This window comes from Gimesia alba (genome assembly GCF_007744675.1).
GTDB classification, from domain to species: Bacteria; Planctomycetota; Planctomycetia; order Planctomycetales; family Planctomycetaceae; genus Gimesia; species Gimesia alba.
Genome location: NZ_CP036269.1, coordinates 6,298,724 through 6,317,779, shown reverse-complemented (window position 1 = coordinate 6,317,779; position 19,056 = coordinate 6,298,724). Strand labels below are relative to the sequence as shown.

The following is a 19,056-nucleotide window of genomic DNA, read 5'->3' as shown; positions in this document are numbered from 1 at the left end:
CTGGGAACCCATGAAAAAACTACTCATCTACCCCGCCATCGATTCCACGCGATTGTCTCGCATTCAGGAAATTTCCGATCAATTGATCGTCTGTAATGTATCCGAGCTCTCCGCAGCGCTCACCGAAATAAAAGACGCCGACGCCTTCTTCGGCAAAATGACACCCGAACTGCTCGCTGTAGCGGAAAATTTGCAGTGGGTCCAGTCCCCCACCGCCAGCCTCGAACATTACGTCTTCCCCGAACTCGTTGACCACCCCTGCCAGCTCACTAACATGCGCGGCTTGTTTTACGATGTCATCGCCGATCATGTCATGGGCTTCGTGATCTGTTTCGCCCGCAATCTGCACCGCTACATCAGGCAGCAGACCAAGTCGAACTGGAAACCGATTGGCGGCGTGGCCGGCAAACCGAATTTCGTCACCGGGCCGGGGCAGGTCAGCGAAGTCGATTGCAGTCATCTGCATCTCTCCGATTGCACACTGGGCGTCGTCGGAGCCGGCAGCATTGGCGCGGAAATCTGTCGCCGCGCCGCCGCGTTCGGCATGCAAGTCTGCGCCGTTGATCCCCTCGCCAGAGAAGTGCCCGGCGTGGTAGAGGAAGTCTGGAACGTCGACCGCTTGAACGATCTGTTATCAATCAGTGATTTTGTGGTCATCGCCGCCCCGCACACGCCCCAGACCGAAAAACTGTTTCGCACCGTACAGTTCCAGCAGATGAAATCAACCGGATACCTGATCAACATCGGCCGCGGCGCGATTGTCGATCTCCCGGATTTAACCGCCGCCTTACAGAACGGCGAGATTGCCGGCGCTGGTTTAGACGTATTCGAAATTGAACCGCTGCCGGCTGAGCACCCGCTCTGGCAAATGGAGAACGTCATCATCACCCCCCATATCGCAGCCGCCTCCACCCGCGTCCCCGAACGCCATCTGGAAACGCTGCTGGAAAACATCCGCTGTTTTCTAGCCGATAAACCATTCCTGACCCCCGCTGATAAACAGAACTGGTTCTGAAATAACACTGTTAACTGGTAACGAACACTGATGAAAATCGCACTTGACGCGAACCCGGCGTTACTTAGTTTATCTGAAGTTGCGCGTCGCGCGCGTGAGCACTGCTGGTTCAGGTGAAACTCTGAAACCGGTTTTAACCTCACCTGCAAAAAACCGCTTGTTTCAGACCGATTTTCCAAATGGAATCCTCCAAAAGTTATGCGGGTCGACACACATCGGCGCATTCCCGACACCGCCCAGCCAACTCCCCGCACCATCCGGCACACATTCAACCACCGTCTGCCCCACATCAAAATCCCCTTTCCTCTTGACGCCTTCACGCCGCTACAGACAATCTGATTCACAAACAACATTAGCAATCCCTCCCACCGTGAGCGGGTCGGCGCTAGCCGCCGGTTTTGTGTGTGGGGTTGGTGGTTCAAAAACGGTGGCTAGCGCCATTCCGCTCACATGGTTGTTGCCTTTTATTTTTCCTTCGCCTGCTGCTTCACGTGTTCCTGCACCGCGTCGAAAAATGCTTTGTGAATGTCCGCGGGGGCGGCGTGGCCCATGAGCGGTTTGTTGATCACCTGCTTTTTTCCGCTCAGCTGGTTATAGGCGGCATAGCAACTGGACGGGGGGCAGACGCTGTCGATAAAGCCGACGCTCATGATGCCGTCTGCCTTGCAGCGGGTGGCGAAGTTGACCGCGTCGACGTATTGGGCGGCTTTGAGTTGGGTCGGATCGGGTTTGCCACCCGGCAGTGTGTTGACCAGTTTCGGCCAGCCATTGATCCGACCGGCGGCACGGCCCGAATGATCGCAAATCGCCGGCACTCCGGTCGCGATAAAGGTCACGCGGTCATCAATGCCGCCTGCGGCTAACGCCTGGCCGCCCCCCTGGCTGTGGCCGATGACGATGACCGTTTTGCCGTCCCACTCCGGTTGTGCGGTCAGAAAATCGATGGCCCGTACCAGACGCAGAAACATCCCACGAAAGTAAACCTTCTCCCGGTTCTCGCGTCCTGCGTGGCGATAACCACTCAGTTCCCCTTGCGAGAGATCTTTATAATATTGAGCCGGCTTGCCGTTGGGGATGCCGTGGGCGTTGATGTCCATCGACAACATCCCGGCATTCGCTCCCTTGACGGCGTTCCCCAGTGCCGAACTGCGGACCCCTGCTCCATGCACCCAGAGGATCGCGGGTAGACTTTTGGGCTGTGCGTCTTTGGGCTTCGCCAGGTAACCGGAGACGGGGGCGCCGCCCAGGCAATCGACTTGCACGTCATAACAGTCCAGCTTCGGATCGGCCTGCTTGACCGGAGTCAGTTTCGCTTCCGCAGGGACCGCCGCCAGTTGCTTTTTCTGGTCGGCCCAGAACTGATCAAAGTCGTCGGGCACCGGCTGGCTGAGTCCAATCTCTAACGGTGAAAATGCGGCACCGGCAATCTTGGTTACCTTTTTCTTATCACCCGCTTGAACAACACACCGCAGGAATCCGGGTTTGTCAGCCTTCACAGAGATTTCCGCCGACCCGACCCCCATCATCAGGGTACCTTTGGGAAAGCCGGGTGCGCCGGGGATGAAATCATCCACGGTATAAGTGACCTTCTCACCTGTGGCTGGCTTGCCGTCTTTCGTCAGCGAAATCAGAAACCGGGCGGTTTCGCCGGTTTTATAAATTGCATCCGTCCGATCCGTGACCACGTTCAGTTCATACGTTTCAGCAGCGGCAGCGATCTGAGCCAGCGACAGACAGATCGCCAGTGCGATCACGGGACGCAGAATGTGTTTCAAGCGGGAGTCGTTCATGGTGGGTTCCTGTATTTTATTCGTGATGAAGGATTCAACGGAGTTCAGGCATTGATTCTATCAGACTCTGTCCCAAACGGAAGGGTTTTGCTTTTCTACAGGGAAACTTGGTACTGACCTGATTGCATGAAATCACTAGAATGCTGCCGGATTCCGTCTGACAATCAATGTTCCATTCGCCCCGGGGAAATTCTGATATGTTGACCACCATCGCTACGCTTTCGCTCGTTCTCGCCGTTCTCTGTTCGCTCTGGCTCTTGATCGATGTCATCCGGCACCCCCAGCATATGGCGATCATGAATGTGGTCTGGCCGCTGACGGCGCTGTATGCCGGCCCGCTGGCGATTTTGATTTATTACTGGTTCGGACGAATGAGCGTGCACGATATGCCGCACGAGGGGGATGGTGGGCACGAGAATCACACGGATCACGACGAGCACAACATGCACGAGAATCACACGGATCATAGCCAGCATGAGATGCACGGCGAACATCAGATGATGCAGGATCACAGCGAACAACACGCTGACACAATGCCGCCGATGGAGCAGCATGCGATGTCGTCGATGCCGAAAAAACCGTTCTGGCAGAGCGTGGTTGTCGGGGGAACGCATTGCGGCAGCGGCTGCACGGTCGGCGATATCATCGCGGAAGGGGGGATGCACTTTCTGGTGCCGACGGTGATCAACCTGTCGGGCGCCTCGCTTGTCTGGTTCGCCTGGGGCGTCGACTATGTGCTGGCACTATTGTTCGGTGTTGCGTTCCAATATTTCAGCATCGTTCCCATGCGGCACCTGGGGTTTAAGGAAGGACTGGTGACGGCATTCAAAGTCGATTCGCTCTCGCTGACCTTCTGGCAGATCGGCATGTATGGCTGGATGGGCGTCTGTCTGTTTGGGGTCTTTGGACTTGAGAGCGCGGAAATGGCGAAGACCAGTCCGATCTTCTGGTTCATGATGCAGATCGCCATGCTCTGTGGCTTTGTGACCTCCTTCCCCGTCAACTGGTGGCTGATTCGCGCCGGCATCAAAGAAACGATGTAGTTTGCTCCTGATACAGATATCGTCCAACAAGAGTTGGCACAGTGGAACCAAGGCATGCTATAATGCTGTGCAGGAGCCTGATCATGAATCGAGAACAGACGTTTCCGAAACTGTTGCATGTCCTGACGATTGCTTTTGTCGCCGCCCTATTGCTTCCGCGACTGGCAAGCCTCGTCTTTGACGGGTTTGACCCTGATCCGATGACGCGCAGTTCTCAAGTCGCGGAATATGAATATCTCATCACGGAACTGCAGTGGTCGGCCGTGGGTGCAGTGCTGGGGCTGATCGTCGGATATCTCTCCTGGCATCGGGTGATCAAGAAACATCCCTCACTGGACGAAAGAGCCATTGCGCTGGGGTGTCTGATCTTTCTGCTTGTCTTGCCCGCCTCGATGGAGTTCATCAAACTGCTTTCGCGGTTCATTTAAGCTCACTTTCTCGAAGACTTTTTGTGAATTCCCATTCCTTCTACTATTTCAGACTCACAATCTGTCTCAACAAATCACATTTCACTGCTCCACATTGTAAAATCTACATGCAAATCAATTTCATGCTGCTGCTTGAGACAATTCTTGAGTCTTTCTGGTCCCTCGGTTTCAGAATTCGGACCTCAATAGCCGATAGGATGTATTAGGCCGATTATACGGATCAAACAAAACAGGCACGGCCGCCTGAAACAGGACATCTTTTTTGCGCAACAGCCCGGCCTGTCGCGCGTTCCGAGGACCAGACATGAGCATGACGCAACGATGGTTATTGGTGACGGCAGTCGTTTTCCTGATCGCGGGTGTGGTTTCGGCCGCCAGTGAAACCAGCAAGCCGGAAGAAGAAAAAAGCGAACAGCAGGCTGCGTTAATGATGGCTAAACTCGCCTGCAGTCAAAAAATCACCAACGGACTGGTGACCAAAGATTTTGAGCAGATCCATCGGGGTGCGACTGAGCTGGGCAGTATCTGCATCGCCACCGAATGGGCCTCTCACAATGATCCCGTGTATGCGCATCACCGCATGGAACTCCGCAAGCAGGCACAAAAACTGGCAAAGATGGCCGAAGAAAAAAATCTCGACGGCGCCACGTATTCCTACATGCACTCGCTGAATACCTGCATCAATTGCCACGAATACTGCCGCGATGTGTTGAGCATTGTCGACGAATCCAAAGTGAATCTGAAAGTCGTCCCGATTCCTAATAACTGAAACGAATTTGGTTTTCATAAGCAACAAAATGAGCGGCACGGTGCTAGGTAGCGTTTATTAATTCAAACTAGCCTTACCAAAGACGGCTAACCGGGGCTAACGCCCTGCGGCTAATGGGTCTTTTCTGCGGTCATAGTCCTCAAAACAAGAGCAACAGCACACTATCAGCCACGGTAAATTTTTACATTGATAACTCTATAGGCCACAAAATCACGCTCAAAACTTTTAAATAAACACTACCTAGCGCCATTCCGGTCAGGATGTGTCGTCACGATTCACTACTAATACGTAATCACGGCTTACACGGCAGAATAATCCGCGACGGCCGGATTGGATCGTGATACACGCGCTCGGTTGAGATTTTCGCATTTTTCCCGAACGGTCCTTCGCCTGAATTCGGGTTTCGATCGAACAGCGGGAAATACGCGCCGCAGATATCAACCCGCAGCCGGTGTCCTTTGCCGATCTGGGCGGCGATAGGGCCGAGGTCCACGGTGATCTCATAAACTTCGCCTGGCTTGAGCGGCGTGGGCTGCTGTTCTGAATTACGGAAGCGGCCGCGTAGAATTCCTACCGCCAGGTTTTGCGAAAAGCCGTCGGGGTGCACGTCGATCAGTTTGACCACCCAGTCCGCATCGGGCGTATCCGCCGAGACGAACAGTTTCGCCTGCGCATTGCCGGCAAACGTCAACGGCTCCGTATACGGCTCGGACGTATAAACCAGCACATCGTTTCGCTTCTCAATGGGCCGCTGGTCCACGGGGGCCCAGGTCGCTGAAATCAGCGGGCGTTTTTCTGTGACCGGACAGGCGGGTGCGGGATCGTTGGGGTCAGCCTGAAAACGGTCGGTGGCTTCATCGGTGGTTGACGGACACAGATCCAGCGTGCCATCACCGGCACTCGTATTCGCCTTGCCGTTCGAATGCAGATAAAAGGACGTATCCGTAAAACCGTGTGGCGGCCAGGTAGTCGCGTTAAACCAGACATTGTCGCCCATTGAAAAATATCGGACGGGCACACCTGCATGGTCCTGCTCCGGCTGTTTGCCCAGCAAACGTCGTTCGAACCATTTCAGATTCTCTCCTGCCGCATCAATCACTGCATTCTCACCAAAGTCGACGTCCCCTACTTTCGATCGGCCGATGGAGCCATGATCCCACGGACCGAGAATCAATTGCTGCTGCCGACGTGTTTCCGGATCGCGGGCCAGCTGCTGCATGCGTGTGAAATTGTTGACTGATTCGCGCGAAAAGAAATCGTAATAGCCGACGATATGCTGCATCGGCAGTTTGAGATCAACGATGTCATCGGTCAACTCGGTCCGGTTCCAGTAGCCATCGTGTTTTGGATGCGTCAGCATGCCTTCCAGCCAGGGGATCGACCAGCCAATTTCATCGTCGACTTCGCTCATTGGCAGATGCAGTAGCGTACCCCGCCAGTCTTGGGTGACTTCGGCTCCTTCCGGTTTTTTGGAATTGCCAGACGCCCAGCGGGCGATCAGCGAAATCCGCAGCGCACCGCCCAGGTACAGGTTGCGATAAAAACTGCTGAAGGTGGCCGTCGGTGCGATTGTCACCAGTCCCGGCGGATGTTCATTCGCCGCCAGCCACTGGGTTGCTCCAACATATGACGCGCCCCACATGCCGATCTTTCCGTTGCACCAGGGTTGTTTTCCCAGCCATTCGATCGTGTCAAACCCGTCCTGTCCTTCGTTGTCGTAGGGATAAAAAATTCCCTCCGATTCAAACTTCCCACGACAGTCCTGCACGACGGCAATCAGGCCGGCCTCTGCAAATCGCTCGGCAGCTTTTTTGGCGCGGCTTTTGTTATAAGGCGTTCGCATCAAGACGACCGGTGCCTGATTCACATTGGGTCTCTGATACACGTCGGTCGCCAGCAGCACGCCATCCCGCATCGGGACCTGCACCGTCCTGCTCTGAACCATCGGTTTTTCGGCCGCCATCAGAGTTTGAACGGCACAGAGCAACAAACAGAAAGAAATGACATGCGAGCGATTCATAGTCACGGGCTTTCAAAATCTAGGTGAAGTGAAACGGGGACAGCCGAATTGATTCTCGCGGCATTAGAGCGTGCCGTCGAGACCTTTTTGATAATACTTATGCGTGATTTCGTCCTGGTGTTCGAGTAGCCAGTCAATCGAAGGCTCATTGTGCATCGCTTTGTGAATCGCTTGCGCGGTGGCTTTGCGATGAATTTCGAACAATGCTTTATGATCGAGATTTTCATCGTTGGCCACGCCCGGATTCAGCCAGACCGAACAGATGATGCCCAGGTCGTTCGCTTTTTCTTTGGGAAGATCGCCGGCACGGACGGCGTCCAATACGCCATTGGCAATCGCGGCCTGGACGGTGCCCATCAGAATATTCGTGTAAGCGCTACTCTTCACGGTGACCTTACTGACCATCAACGTGACGGGCCGGACTTGAATGTCGGTGTTCAGAATCGCGAAGACTTTCGAGTGTCCCGCTGATTGACCGCCGGTGAGAGTGGCGATCGCGGTTCCGACCGGACCGTCGAGTTCTCCGATGACGACTTCCGGTTCGGCTGCTGTAAAAGGGGGACCACCGGCGACAAGACTTTCGCCAGTACGCATGATAATTCGATCGCTCATTGAAGGCTCCTTGCAGGTTAGAATTGAGGTTGAGCTTTAGACTACTCGATCATCAAGAAACGTACAAGGAAGGTCGCTATAAGATCAAACACCATTGTCAGCATACCCACTGTGAGCGGGTCGGCGCTAGCCGCCGGTTGTGTGTTAGGTTGCTGTATCACAAACGGTGGCTAGCTCCATTCCGCTCACGATAGGTATGTAGTTCGTGGTGGAAAACGTTGTGATAAGTAGAGAATTTCCAGTTCCATTTACACGGATGTGTGCCACTGCTCGGCTTGTCCGACAGTGCCGGTTATTTGTCAGGTTAGGGATGAATATCACATCGCCAGTCGAATACTTCCGCTTCGTACCGCGCATAAAAAAGCAGACCAACAGAGGGCCTTCTGTTGGTCTGCCTGGATTGCAACACTTTAGTCGGCACTAAGCATTGCAAATCAGGATTTTACGTTTGATCGTAATTCCATTTTTAACTAGTCAGCGATTTCAGCACCAATTCCCGCACCGATTGCTGCGCCACGTCGACCACCGATGGAACCACCAATTTCGGCTCCAATGGCAGCACCCTGACGACGATCATTCATCCGACCGCGGTAACCAGAGCTCCAGCGGCCATTGTTGTTGTAGCGATCCCGGTTATTGTTGAAATACTGGTTCCCGTAGTAACCGTTTCCACGATGGTACCCCCGGTTTCCATAGCCGTTGCTGTAGTAATAGTCACTGTCATCGTAGTAGTAACCATCGTCGGAGTAAGTCTGGAAGTCTCCTTCAAACTGTCCTTGTCCCTGGTAATCGTTCCGGTTCATCGGACGGTTTGGTTGGCGATAGGTAACCGGGTCAAACGGTTCCCACTGGCCATTGTTATCAATCAACCATTGACCATTTTCGGTTTTATACCACCAGTGACCGTTATGGTGACGATAGCGAGCACGCGTTGCGTCGTCGATATCGAGGTGAGCGGTTCCTTGACGAACCATGTCGTCGATTTCGACTTTCCCCTGTCCCTGGAACGTTTGACGTTTTGTGTCAGGAGGCAGAGGCGTATTCTTAAGACGCTTCTGCATGTTCGCCCCGTTTCTTTTTGCCCGGTTCACACCGTCGCGAACCTGCTTTTTCATATCGCCAGTCTGCGGCAGACCTTTTCTGATCGCTCCATCAGCAGGACCGATTTTTCGTTCCCGTTCAATCTTACTTTTCTGATCGTTCAGAGGCGTTCTGTTGGGAGTTTTTAGTTTCCCCTTAGTTTTACTCTTCGCATCGAGATTGGTATCCAGCTTGTCGCCTGCTTTGGCGTCGGCGTCCAGTTTATTTTTTGTATCCAGCTGACTATCCAGCTTTTTGCCGGATTTCAGCTGTGACTTCGATTTCAGTTCCGTCTCTGATTTCAGGTTCCCTTTGACACCCTTGTTTTGCGTTGCCTTATTCAATGGTACCTGCGGTGCATCGGCTTTGGGTGTGACCTGCGCACCCGCTTCAACGCCTGCTCCGACTTTCCCAGCGGCTCCATCAAGCGGAGACTGAGCAGTCAATAATGCAGGACTGATTCCAAAGGCGGCAGCAGCGGCCATCACTTTTATACTTCGGCGTAACATTTCATTTCCTTCCGTTTTTGATTCTTGTTAACCAGATGTGGTTTGTTCCTTGCCACGGTAGAACAGAAACGCAAAGCCCGTGCCAACATCCGTAAAAGCGTTAAAACTGGCGGAAAACCGCTGTTTTCGTAGTATTTGACAAAAACAGATTCAAGCAGGTGCATATTGTGCCTGAGCGGGTAGCGAACAAGCCGGTGTGAAAACCACCAGCCATTGCGTTGGCAGACACCGCGGGGAGAGTTGGTCATTAGAAGAGCGCACCAGGGGATGTGAAACGTTGATGTGCAATCAGAAGCCGAACGTGTTTAACAGTTCATTCCGTTTTGCTGGATTCGGTTTTTTGACTCGCTTTTATGCCCGCATCCTGTTTGATTGAATTCACGTCGATGTCCACAATCCACTTCGGGAGATTGCGCCAGACTTTGTGGAATCCATAACCGCCTCCAGTCATCTCACGCAATGCGTCTTCTTTGGTCCAGCCTTCCACGGCCACCCGATAGAACACGCACATTGTTCCTGTGCGGTCAGCTCCATGCTGACAATGAACCAGCACCGGCGTCCGTTTTGAGTTCGTCACCAGTTGCAGGAAGCGGACGATTTCTTTTCGTTCCGGATGCCAGGCTTTCATGTAGATGTGTTCGTATCCCAGCCCGGTATTTCCGATTTCATCCCGATCCGAATGAAACGACCGCAGATTGACAACCGTTTCAATGCCCATCTTTTTCAGATTCCGCATCCCCTCCGCCGTCGGCTGTGCGCTGCGGTACAGGTTATCGCTCACTCGATACAGATTCGGCACACCTTCCACTTTAAGTGGCGTTGCCCATTTCTCCGGGCGCGCGCGTTTTGGTTCCTCGGTGAAGAGAGACTCGGTAAAAAACAGCGAGAGAAGCATTAGCACGATTGTGCTCACGGTGAATCTTATCGTCAATAACATCAAGCACTCACAAAAAAGAAATGAAGACGAGACAATCCAAATCATAAAACGAGTATAAACAAACTCAGTTCCTGTTCCTAATTATTTTCAATTCCAGAAAGATCTGAGAAGCAAGTCCGTTTGTTTTTTCTGGCTTCTTGATCAATCCTTGATTAGGATAACATGGTTCGCATTCCCCGTACAATTCCCTACGACCCTCCCACCTGAAGGATTCTATCCCGTGAAACAGAATGACCAGAACGTGTCGTCGGCATCGAAAATCAATCGTCGTCTCTTATTGAAACAGGTCGCTGCTACCGCGACAGCTCCGCTACTACTGGGAACCCATTCCGCCAGCGCTGCGAATCGTCCGGTCACTGCGCAGGGATTACAGGGCTGCCAGATGTTGCCCGGAGCCCGGTTTTATGTGGCGATTGACAACAAAGGACTCTGGCCGAACCTGACGAAACTTCCCAACGGCGAACTCGCCGCCGCGATTTATAATCATCCCAGTCACGGATACGGCGATAACAGCGATGTCGAACTTTGGATCAGTCAGGACGCCGGTGTCAGTTGGAACTTTCGCAGCAAAATCTCCGCCCATCCCGAAGAGCCCGACGCGATTCGCATGAACCATTCGACTGGTCTGAACCGCGATGGCCATCTGGTTACGCTGGTCAGCGGCTATCACAAAGGTCAGAAACGTCCCTTTCTTAAACTGCAGCGCTGTATCTCACGCGATAACGGCAAAACCTGGGACCGGCACGATATGGATCTGGCGCTGGTGCCGCACGGCGATATTTTCACGCTTCCCGATGGAACCCTCGTTTCTCCCGTATATAAACGGCTGAGTGTGAAACCGAAACGATCCTGCTCCGCGGTGATCTTCAGTCGCGATGGAGGCCGAACCTGGGGCGATGAGCAGGTAGTCGCCGAGGATGTGAATGAAACATTCGTGATGCGTCGTGCCAACGGAGAATGGCTGGCCGTCGGTCGTACGGACTGTCGTGATATGATGGATCGTGCCCTGCCCCACGGCAGCGGAGAAATAATCATTCGCTCCACCGATGCAGGAAAAACCTGGTCAGAGCCCCGGTTGATGTCGCCTCAGGGACAGGAAAATGCGCACCTGCTCGAACTGGCTGATGGTCGCCTGCTCTGTTCGATCACCAGTCGCATCCCCGGGCTGTTCGGCGTCGTAATGCGCATGAGTGAAAACGGCGGCCAGGCCTGGTCGATCCCGGTAGTCCTGCTTTCCTGTCCGGCCCGTGACTGGCACAAAACTGATTCCGGCTATCCCTCCAGCCTGCAACTCGACGATGGCTCAATCGTCACCGCTTACTATTTCGGCCCTAAGAAACCCGAACACGCGGCCCACACCCTACCCTGGCATCAAAGATATCACATGGGCATCGTTAAATGGGATCTCTCGATGTGGCCGGAAGATTAATAAATGGCACGGTCTTAGCAACCAGTATTTCCGTTTTGAGTCTCCTGGTTCTTAGCCGGAGGCTCTTGCGGCAACCACTGCAGATGCTCTTTATTGGCCTGAGCTTTCGCACGACAATAAGGTTCCAGAATCTTGCGATCTGCTTTGCGGGCTTCGGTGATGGTACAAAAGCGTTTGACGAGTTCGAACGGAGTTTCATCACTCAACCACCAGATCTGGCCATCCACAAAACAGACGAAAAAACCGGGATAGTCTTCTGAGCCCAGACCGCCCGGCACATTGATTTGATCGGGCAGCGTTTCCACATTGAAATCGCCCGGCTGCATCCAGTGTGTCTTGCTTTGATACACGTCTGCAAACAGAATCAGATCTTCTGGCAATGATTTCACCAAAGTTGGATTGGTTTGATCAAAGGCAGTGTCCGGTCCTCCCATCGCGAACACGAAGGTTTCTAATTCTCGTTCATTGCAAAACAAATACAACGAGACCGATTCTCTGTAGTGTTGATATTCCTCAGCAGTCCAGTGGAGATCATTGGGAAGCGGCACAGGCCAGGTCAGATATTCCGCAAACCGCCAACTGTAAAGTGGTTTGCCGTCCTGGTCTCTCCGATTCAAAGGAGCCATCGCGTAACTCCCGGATTCCCACACCTCAAAACTGTGCTCGTATCGATCATCTATCAGATTTAACGTATTGAAATCAAGCAGCAGATTTCGATAAGAGCGAAATCGATGATTGGCTCGCTGATGCTGGAATGCCAGCATAAAGAATGTATAGACAAAATGCAGCACCGCTACCAAGACAAGCAGACTGATGGCTTTGATCCAGATTCGTGTACGAGGTTTCATGACAACAATTCCTGTGGAATGACCGTCAAATCCATTCGCCTGAAATAGCGGAACCGGCAGCGAAAGCACAAAAGAAATTAATTAAAAGCGCGATCAGGCTGAAGGGAATCACAAACGAGTTACGCCCGTGATTGCTCAGGATTGCCAGGATGGCGATAACGAACATCGACAGGAAGATCAGTCGCAGAAAGGAAATATGCCCTCGGTCATAGATTCCACTGTAAAAATCCGGATTATAAAACAAAGCTCCCCAGAACAGCATGGTGATCGGTAAAACAATCAGCGGCGTCAGCCAGAGCAGACGCAGGCTCCCCAGTTCGTCGCGTTTCAGGCAACTGTTCCATCCAAAATAGAGCCAGATCAGTAGTGGTACAGAAATAGGCCAAACGATAATCAGCGCTGGTATGGATTGAGAACTTAACCAGAGAAAACGCTCCATACTGCCTGTTACCAGCAGGAACGAAACTTCGAACAGGAGAGGAATACCTGTCACGATCCCTAACCACCAGGTCAGGGATTTTACCTCAACTCTGAATTTAACAGGTCGTTGCTTGGGAATCTGAGAAGAGAAAGGAAACATGCTGACCTCACGAAGAAGAGGAGACACTCTCTATCATCATAGCTCAGTCAAGGTTCCATTTCCAAACTTTTTCTGTTGAAGCATCTCAGCAAACAGAATGTGAGCGAAATGGCGCTAAGTAGCGTTTATTTAATGACTCTGAACCTGAATTTGAGGTCGACAGCGTTAGCTATGTAATAATACGCCGCGGTCGACAGTGTGATGTTGCCTCTGTTTACTGAACTATGACCGCAGAAAAGGCCCATTAGCCGCAGGGCGTTAGCCCCGGTTAGGCGTCTTTGGTAAGGCCCGTTCGAATTAAGAGACGCTACCTGGCCGCCGGTTTAATTGTAGCAACGCCAACACAGAACAGGCACTGTCGGACAAGCCGAGCAGTGGCACACGCCCACAAATATCATTCCGCTCAGGAATGGATTGATCAGAACGCAATCAGTCTAACTCGTAAACTCTTCCCAGCCTTCGCGGAATTGGGAAAAGAGATACTGCTTGGCGTTGTCGTTCCCCTTCGCAGTCAGCGTGGAGGCGTCCCAGTCGAAGCCGCTGCCGGCGCGAAAGGCGGTGTTACCCAGCAGCACGGTTTCGGACAGTGGTCCTGAATAGTCGAAGTTGCAGGTTGCCGGCTGACCTCCCTTGCAGGCATCGGTCCATTCCTTATAGAAGCCGGGGGAATCGGGAATGAATTTCTCTGGTGCTTTGAAGTTGGCAAATGTTTTTTCGGGGAACAGTTTCAATGAGCCGAATCCGGTTAGCAGCATTCCCTTGGAGCCGATAAACAGGTTGTTGGCTCCTTTGAGTTTGAGTCCCTTCTCTTTCAGAATCACCGGCCCCCCTTTCTGCTGTGACCAGTGCAGCTTGATCGCGCCCCGTTTATCGTTGGCGGGGAATGCGAAGCTGGTCTGCATGTCTCGCGGCGTCTGCTCGGCGTCGAGTTTCGGTCCAGAGGCATCCACGCGGGTTGGGTATCTCAAATCGAGCGCCCAGAATGGGATGTCCAGAATATGACAGCCCCAGTTTCCGGTTTCCCCGGTACCGTAATCCCACCAGAACCGCCAGTTGTATGGTGCCAGTGCGCCCTCTCCTTTTTTGTTCACGGCATAAGGACGATACTTCGCGGGACCGATCCACAGATCCCAGTCGAGTGTTTTTGGTGGCGGAACGGTTTTGACCGGTTGGCCCGGCATGCCGCGACTGGAACTGACCCAGCTGTAAACTTCACTCACATCGCCGATCGCGCCTGACTGAATCAGTTCAACGGCGCGATGCATGTTCGAGAGTGCGTGACGTTGCATGCCGAGCTGCGTCGCCAGCTTGTTCTTGGCGGCGAGTTTGGTCATCTCGCGGACTTCCCAGACCGAATGCGCCATCGGTTTTTCGCAGTAGAGATGTTTGCCCATCGTCATCGCGATCATCGACGGATGAAAGTGTGTATGGTCGGGCGTGCTCACGACGACGGCGTCGATCTGGTTTTCCATGTCGTCCAGCATCCGGCGGTAGTCGGTATACTTTTTCGCTTTGGGATACCGCTCAAATGCTTTCCCGGCTCGCTTTTCATCGACATCACACAGCGCGACGATGTTCTCGGTTTTCCCGACGCCGCTCAAATTCGCTGATCCCCGCCCGCCGATGCCGATCACGGCGACATTCAGCTTCTCATTCGCGGCCGCCCGCGTTGGTTGAGCAGAACTCCCCAGCCAGAGGCCGGCTCCCAGAGCGGCGGTCGTTTGCAGGGCTTCGCGACGGGTGATGCGTGAACTGGTCATATTGAATCTCCTCTGAATCGATGCGCGGGAAAAGTGGAACGCTTCAAGTATAACCAGTCACGGCAGCAAATTTGACTACAGACGTTCCATCTGCAATGAAAAAAATGCGTTTTTATTTCGCAAGAAGTGTAATCAATTGAGCTGAAGAAGTGAGCGGCATGGCGCTAGCCACCGGTTTTGAGAAAACGACCATCAATCACAACCAGCGGCTAGGTAGCGTTTATTTATTAGTTCTGAGCGTGATTTTGTGGTCTATAGAGTTATCAATGTAAAAATTTACCGTGGCCGACAGTATGCTGTTGCTCTTGTTTTGAGGACTATGACCGCAGAAAAGACCCATTAGCCGCAGGGCGTTAGCCCCGGTTAGCCGTCTTTGGTAAGGCTAGTTTGATTTAATAAACACTACCTATCGCCGTGCCGCTCACATGGTGATACTTTTTACTGGCCTGTCACCCTTCCACTTTCACCCATTTGATCTTTGACTCGATATTCTCAAACACATTTTCAAAGACCCAGAATTTAAAATCGCCGAAGTTGACATCGTTACGATGTTTGCGGATGGGCTGATTTTTCTGGAATGTCAGTGTCAGTTCGGAAGTCACGGGGTGCGAGGATTGAATCACGTGACCGAATTTTTCAGGATCCCCGGCTTCATTGATTAACGTCTCGTACAGGAGGCAGAGTCGGGCGTAGTCGGTCAGTGCGATCTTCCCTTTGTAAATGCCGTTCTTTTCGGTTCCCGAGATCGCGTGCAAGAGTGCTGTGCCATCTGCATTAAATTCGATGTAATAGATCACAGCGGGAAAACCTTTACCCGTTTCGAGTGAATACCCGCCGGGTGCCCTGCGCTCCAGTTTGATCTGACGAAAGGGAAGTGTCTTACGGATTGCTTCTGATTGTCGCGCTTCAAGGGGCCGACGCAGGAATTTGTAGTTTTCCTCTGGTCGAGATGACCAGCCGTTGGAGTTCTGCTGGCTGTCCTCTTCACCTCGCGTCAACGTACCGCATAGAAGAAGGAGGCAGAACAGACCGATCTGATTTGAATGTTTTAACATAATATGCCCTTCTCTTTTCCGGGTTCAAATGCTTCCCAAAGACTGCGGTTTTTATATTGAGTAAGCGGCACGGCGCTAGCCGCCGTTTTTGTGTTGGGGTTGCTGTATCAAAAACGGTGGCTAGCGCCATTCCGCTCATTTTTGCTTTTGAAAAAATTATACTGTCATACAAAAGTTCGTTCCATTGTGACAAAATAAAGTTGCTCGTGGATCTCGCTAACGCACCAACTGGCGATTGCTTCGTCGACCACCTGAAATCCCAGCTTTTCAAACAGGGGGACGTTGCCAGTTTCTTTGATGGTCTCTAATACGACTGTGTGACGGCCCAGATTGATGGCGTGGTTACTGATCCAATCCAGCAGACAACCGGCGATGCCTCTTCTTTGGAAATCAGGATGGACGGCCAATCCGAGTACATGGAGATATGTTTCATGGAGATCAAATTCAACCGTTGCTACAACTTGTTCATCGATGACAGCTACCAGTCGGGTTTCTTCCCGGTGTTGATCCGCCTGACGCACCAGCGTTTCCGCCGTGGGTCGATAGATCAACCGTATCGGCGCAAAAGCGGCTTCGAAGACAGCAGCTACTTCATCTGCCTCAGCGCTGGTTGCCTCACGAATCAAAATCTCTGAAGAAGTTTTCATATAATCATTGACCGTTATTGTCAGGAGTTGATATCAGGCCTCGGCTTTCTCCGGCTGCATATCATACCCATCCAGGTCTGCTGCGCGTTCGTAAATTTCAAAACCCTCCAGACCTCGAACCGTGTTACGATCCAGGTTCCACCAGGGGCAGCGAAAACGAGTGCCGCAATTGTTGCATTTGACGATTTGACCCAGGAACGGCAGGCTGGCCGACGTACTGTTCTCGCACTGGGGGCAGTTCACATGCCAGATGGATTTCGTCAGGTCAAACGGCTGTGAGATGCCGTCTGCCATCTTGAAAGGCAAGTCGACCGCTTCGATGGTCGAGAGGGCTTCGCGTGTGATTTTTCCCTCGCTGGTCGCCAGTCGGTCTGCATGGTTGCCAAGTGTCCGTTCGTAGGCGTTTCGTACCAGTCGGGCGTTGCCAAAATTCTGATCACGGTCCCTGAAAATGCGATTCAGCAGGATTGCCAGATTGCCGCGTGCTTCCGGCGTCAACTGGTATGAATTCGAGCGGCACATCATTTCAAAAATCTGACAGAGGTCGGAAACGTGATAATCATCGAAGACAATATAACGACTGAAGCGGCTTTCCAGGCCCGGATTGGAACTGATGAACTCAGCCATCTCGTTCGGGTACCCCGCCACAATCACCACCAGTCGATCACGCAGGTCTTCCATTTTTTTAAGTAATGTTTCGATGGCTTCCTGGCCGTAGTCCTGTCCGCCCGACTTCGCCAATGAATACGCTTCGTCGATGAACAGCACGCCGTCCGTTGCCTGAGAAATGACTTCGTTCGATTTGATCGCGGTCTGGCCAACATAGCCGCCGACCATTGTCGCGCGGTCGGCTTCGATAAAATTCGCGGTCTTCAGAATTTGAAATCCGTACAGAATCTTGGCGATGATGCGTGCCACTGTTGTCTTGCCGGTTCCCGGATTTCCGGTAAACACGAAATGCAGTGTCTGTGAGGCAACGGGCAAACCCTGGTCGAGACGTTGCTGGCGGATTTTCAAAAAATTGGTCAGCCGTGTCACTTCTCGTTTCACAGGGTATAAACCGATCAAGCTGTTCAGCTCTTTCAGTCCCTGTTCTAAAGCCTCTTCTGGTTCGATCTGACTGATTTGTTCTGCTGATGTGCTTTCGCAGGCTGTATCACTGTTCTGATTTACTTGAGCCTTCGGGAGCAGTTCGAAACAGAATGATTGTTCCACTGTGCTCAGGTACTCATTCAGCTCAGAAAAATAAACCTGGTCTGCACTTTGAATTCCATTTGCATTCAGGATGATTTTTGCAGTCTGCAGGAGTACTTTTTTGTAAGTTTGAAACAGATCGTCAGAAGCATTCAGAAAACAGGCGATCAATATAAATTTTTCGAATGGATTAACGATGGCACCGTCCAGGATACCGCCCCCGAGCCAGGCTGGATCTGATTCCCATTGTACGAGCAGTCTTTGAAACCCAGCAGCATCACAGCCATTCTGGTATTGTTGATAATCTTCCTGCCAGCAGAAACGATGGAGTGAGTGCTTTACCAGAGCTGTTGAGACGACAAGTTCGACTTCATCAATGGCATAGTCTGTTAAAATCGAGTCTCGTAATATATGTAGTATTTCATTAAATGCGGAAGCGTTAATCACTTGCTTCAGAAGCAGTCCTTCATCCAGGCAGGCAAATTCGAATAAGCCTGATATCGATTTGGCCATACGGTCAGGCTCTGTATATTCCCGCGCTTTTTCAAGGTTTGCTGAGATTACTTCATAGACGTCGTTACACAGGAATTCGAGCATCGATTCCAGTTTCTCAGCATTGCTCATGATCTGTCATTACTCCCGTGTTTGCGTCTTGGAATGACTCAGTCTTGCTCGTCGAAGGAACTGAACATAATACACGTTCTGAGGTCCAGAGCCAAGCATGAGCCCAAAACATCAATGTTGGGAATATTAGACGCCCCGTGTGCAGAGATTACTTCACACACTCAATAAACGCGACCGGGGAATTTTCCATCAGGGGAGTCCAGAACTCGATGGTGTTGTCTTTAAGCCCGTCGGGGGAAAGTTGGGGCATGTGCCAGTGGACTTCTTTGAAACCCGCTTCCTGAAATGCGGCTTCGTGGGTTTCGTGTTAGAGCATATAGTAACAAGCCTAAAATGCCCCAGTTGGAGCGAGACCAATATTTCATTAATGAGCAAACCCAAGGTGCCACCCACCGGTTTTATTAATTATCTGTCATTGAAAATAAGTTGACATGATTTGACAGGGGAAAATCGTTCGTTCTGCCACTTTGGCGTGAAGCTACAAAGAATAAAGTATAATTGGCAGAATCTTTTTCTTGTTCATATCGCTGCTAGTTAAAACTGAGGTTATTTCACTTGTTGCCGGAAGCTGATTTCTCAATTTTTCTCTATTGGTATTTGACTGATCTAAATTCCGAATATGTAAGAGATTAAGCATGGGGCATAATTTGTTTCCTGTATCCAACGATGATTTAATTCGTCTTTCACTCATATAACAATTGAAGTTTTCGCTGTCT

17 protein-coding genes are annotated in these 19,056 nt (G+C 51.9%); 6 read left to right on the top strand and 11 right to left on the bottom strand.

What is annotated here, in order from left to right:
• Positions 1 to 10: 10 nt before the first annotated feature.
• Positions 11 to 1,015 (top strand): D-2-hydroxyacid dehydrogenase, encoded by a 1,005-nt coding sequence (locus Pan241w_RS23470; protein WP_145220523.1) that lies wholly within the window; start codon positions 11 to 13, stop codon positions 1,013 to 1,015.
• Positions 1,016 to 1,213: 198 nt separating this feature from the next.
• Positions 1,214 to 1,354: a hypothetical protein gene (locus tag Pan241w_RS29490; RefSeq protein WP_198000105.1), complete on the top strand. Its 141-nt coding sequence runs from the start codon at positions 1,214 to 1,216 to the stop codon at positions 1,352 to 1,354.
• 125 nt (positions 1,355 to 1,479) lie between these two features.
• Here Pan241w_RS29490 and Pan241w_RS23465 read toward each other — a convergent pair whose 3' ends face one another.
• On the bottom strand, positions 1,480 to 2,805 hold the full coding sequence (locus tag Pan241w_RS23465; RefSeq protein WP_145220521.1) for an acetylxylan esterase: 1,326 nt from the start codon (positions 2,803 to 2,805) through the stop codon (positions 1,480 to 1,482).
• Positions 2,806 to 3,002: 197 nt separating this feature from the next.
• Here Pan241w_RS23465 and Pan241w_RS23460 point away from each other — a divergent pair, with 197 nt between their 5' ends.
• From Pan241w_RS23460 to Pan241w_RS23450, 3 genes are all read left to right on the top strand, one after another.
• Positions 3,003 to 3,848, top strand: coding sequence for a DUF4396 domain-containing protein (locus Pan241w_RS23460; RefSeq protein WP_198000104.1), 846 nt, complete (start codon positions 3,003 to 3,005; stop codon positions 3,846 to 3,848).
• Positions 3,849 to 3,931: 83 nt separating this feature from the next.
• The gene (locus Pan241w_RS23455) at positions 3,932 to 4,276 is read left to right on the top strand and encodes a hypothetical protein (protein WP_145220519.1); all 345 of its coding nucleotides are present in this window, start codon (positions 3,932 to 3,934) and stop codon (positions 4,274 to 4,276) included.
• A 304-nt stretch (positions 4,277 to 4,580) separates the two neighbouring features.
• Positions 4,581 to 5,045, top strand: a complete 465-nt coding sequence (locus Pan241w_RS23450; protein ID WP_232107251.1) for a hypothetical protein — start codon at positions 4,581 to 4,583, stop codon at positions 5,043 to 5,045.
• A 292-nt stretch (positions 5,046 to 5,337) separates the two neighbouring features.
• Here Pan241w_RS23450 and Pan241w_RS23445 read toward each other — a convergent pair whose 3' ends face one another.
• The 4 genes from Pan241w_RS23445 to Pan241w_RS23430 form a co-directional block, all read right to left on the bottom strand.
• Entirely contained in the window at positions 5,338 to 7,065 is a 1,728-nt protein-coding gene (locus Pan241w_RS23445) for a CocE/NonD family hydrolase (RefSeq protein ID WP_145220516.1), read from the bottom strand.
• Between the two features lie 63 nt (positions 7,066 to 7,128).
• Positions 7,129 to 7,677, bottom strand: a complete 549-nt coding sequence (gene fae / locus Pan241w_RS23440) for a formaldehyde-activating enzyme (RefSeq protein ID WP_145220514.1) — start codon at positions 7,675 to 7,677, stop codon at positions 7,129 to 7,131.
• A gap of 470 nt (positions 7,678 to 8,147) precedes the next feature.
• The gene (locus Pan241w_RS23435) at positions 8,148 to 9,266 is read right to left on the bottom strand and encodes a hypothetical protein (protein ID WP_145220512.1); all 1,119 of its coding nucleotides are present in this window, start codon (positions 9,264 to 9,266) and stop codon (positions 8,148 to 8,150) included.
• A 313-nt stretch (positions 9,267 to 9,579) separates the two neighbouring features.
• Positions 9,580 to 10,161, bottom strand: coding sequence for a fused DSP-PTPase phosphatase/NAD kinase-like protein (locus Pan241w_RS23430; protein WP_232107496.1), 582 nt, complete (start codon positions 10,159 to 10,161; stop codon positions 9,580 to 9,582).
• 262 nt (positions 10,162 to 10,423) lie between these two features.
• Between Pan241w_RS23430 and Pan241w_RS23425 the strand changes: the two genes are divergently transcribed.
• Positions 10,424 to 11,632 (top strand): sialidase family protein, encoded by a 1,209-nt coding sequence (locus tag Pan241w_RS23425; protein ID WP_145220508.1) that lies wholly within the window; start codon positions 10,424 to 10,426, stop codon positions 11,630 to 11,632.
• 14 nt (positions 11,633 to 11,646) lie between these two features.
• Here the strand turns inward: Pan241w_RS23425 and Pan241w_RS23420 are convergent, their stop codons facing one another.
• From Pan241w_RS23420 to Pan241w_RS23395, 6 genes are all read right to left on the bottom strand, one after another.
• Positions 11,647 to 12,480, bottom strand: coding sequence for a hypothetical protein (locus tag Pan241w_RS23420; RefSeq protein ID WP_145220507.1), 834 nt, complete (start codon positions 12,478 to 12,480; stop codon positions 11,647 to 11,649).
• 25 nt (positions 12,481 to 12,505) lie between these two features.
• On the bottom strand, positions 12,506 to 12,973 hold the full coding sequence (locus Pan241w_RS23415; RefSeq protein ID WP_145220505.1) for a hypothetical protein: 468 nt from the start codon (positions 12,971 to 12,973) through the stop codon (positions 12,506 to 12,508).
• 521 nt (positions 12,974 to 13,494) lie between these two features.
• Positions 13,495 to 14,820, bottom strand: a complete 1,326-nt coding sequence (locus tag Pan241w_RS23410; RefSeq protein ID WP_145220503.1) for a Gfo/Idh/MocA family protein — start codon at positions 14,818 to 14,820, stop codon at positions 13,495 to 13,497.
• Positions 14,821 to 15,269: 449 nt separating this feature from the next.
• On the bottom strand, positions 15,270 to 15,875 hold the full coding sequence (locus Pan241w_RS23405) for a hypothetical protein (protein ID WP_145220500.1): 606 nt from the start codon (positions 15,873 to 15,875) through the stop codon (positions 15,270 to 15,272).
• Positions 15,876 to 16,039: 164 nt separating this feature from the next.
• Positions 16,040 to 16,522: a GNAT family N-acetyltransferase gene (locus tag Pan241w_RS23400; RefSeq protein WP_145220498.1), complete on the bottom strand. Its 483-nt coding sequence runs from the start codon at positions 16,520 to 16,522 to the stop codon at positions 16,040 to 16,042.
• A 33-nt stretch (positions 16,523 to 16,555) separates the two neighbouring features.
• Positions 16,556 to 18,340, bottom strand: coding sequence for an AAA family ATPase (locus tag Pan241w_RS23395; RefSeq protein ID WP_145220497.1), 1,785 nt, complete (start codon positions 18,338 to 18,340; stop codon positions 16,556 to 16,558).
• Between the last annotated feature and the right edge of the window lie 716 nt (positions 18,341 to 19,056).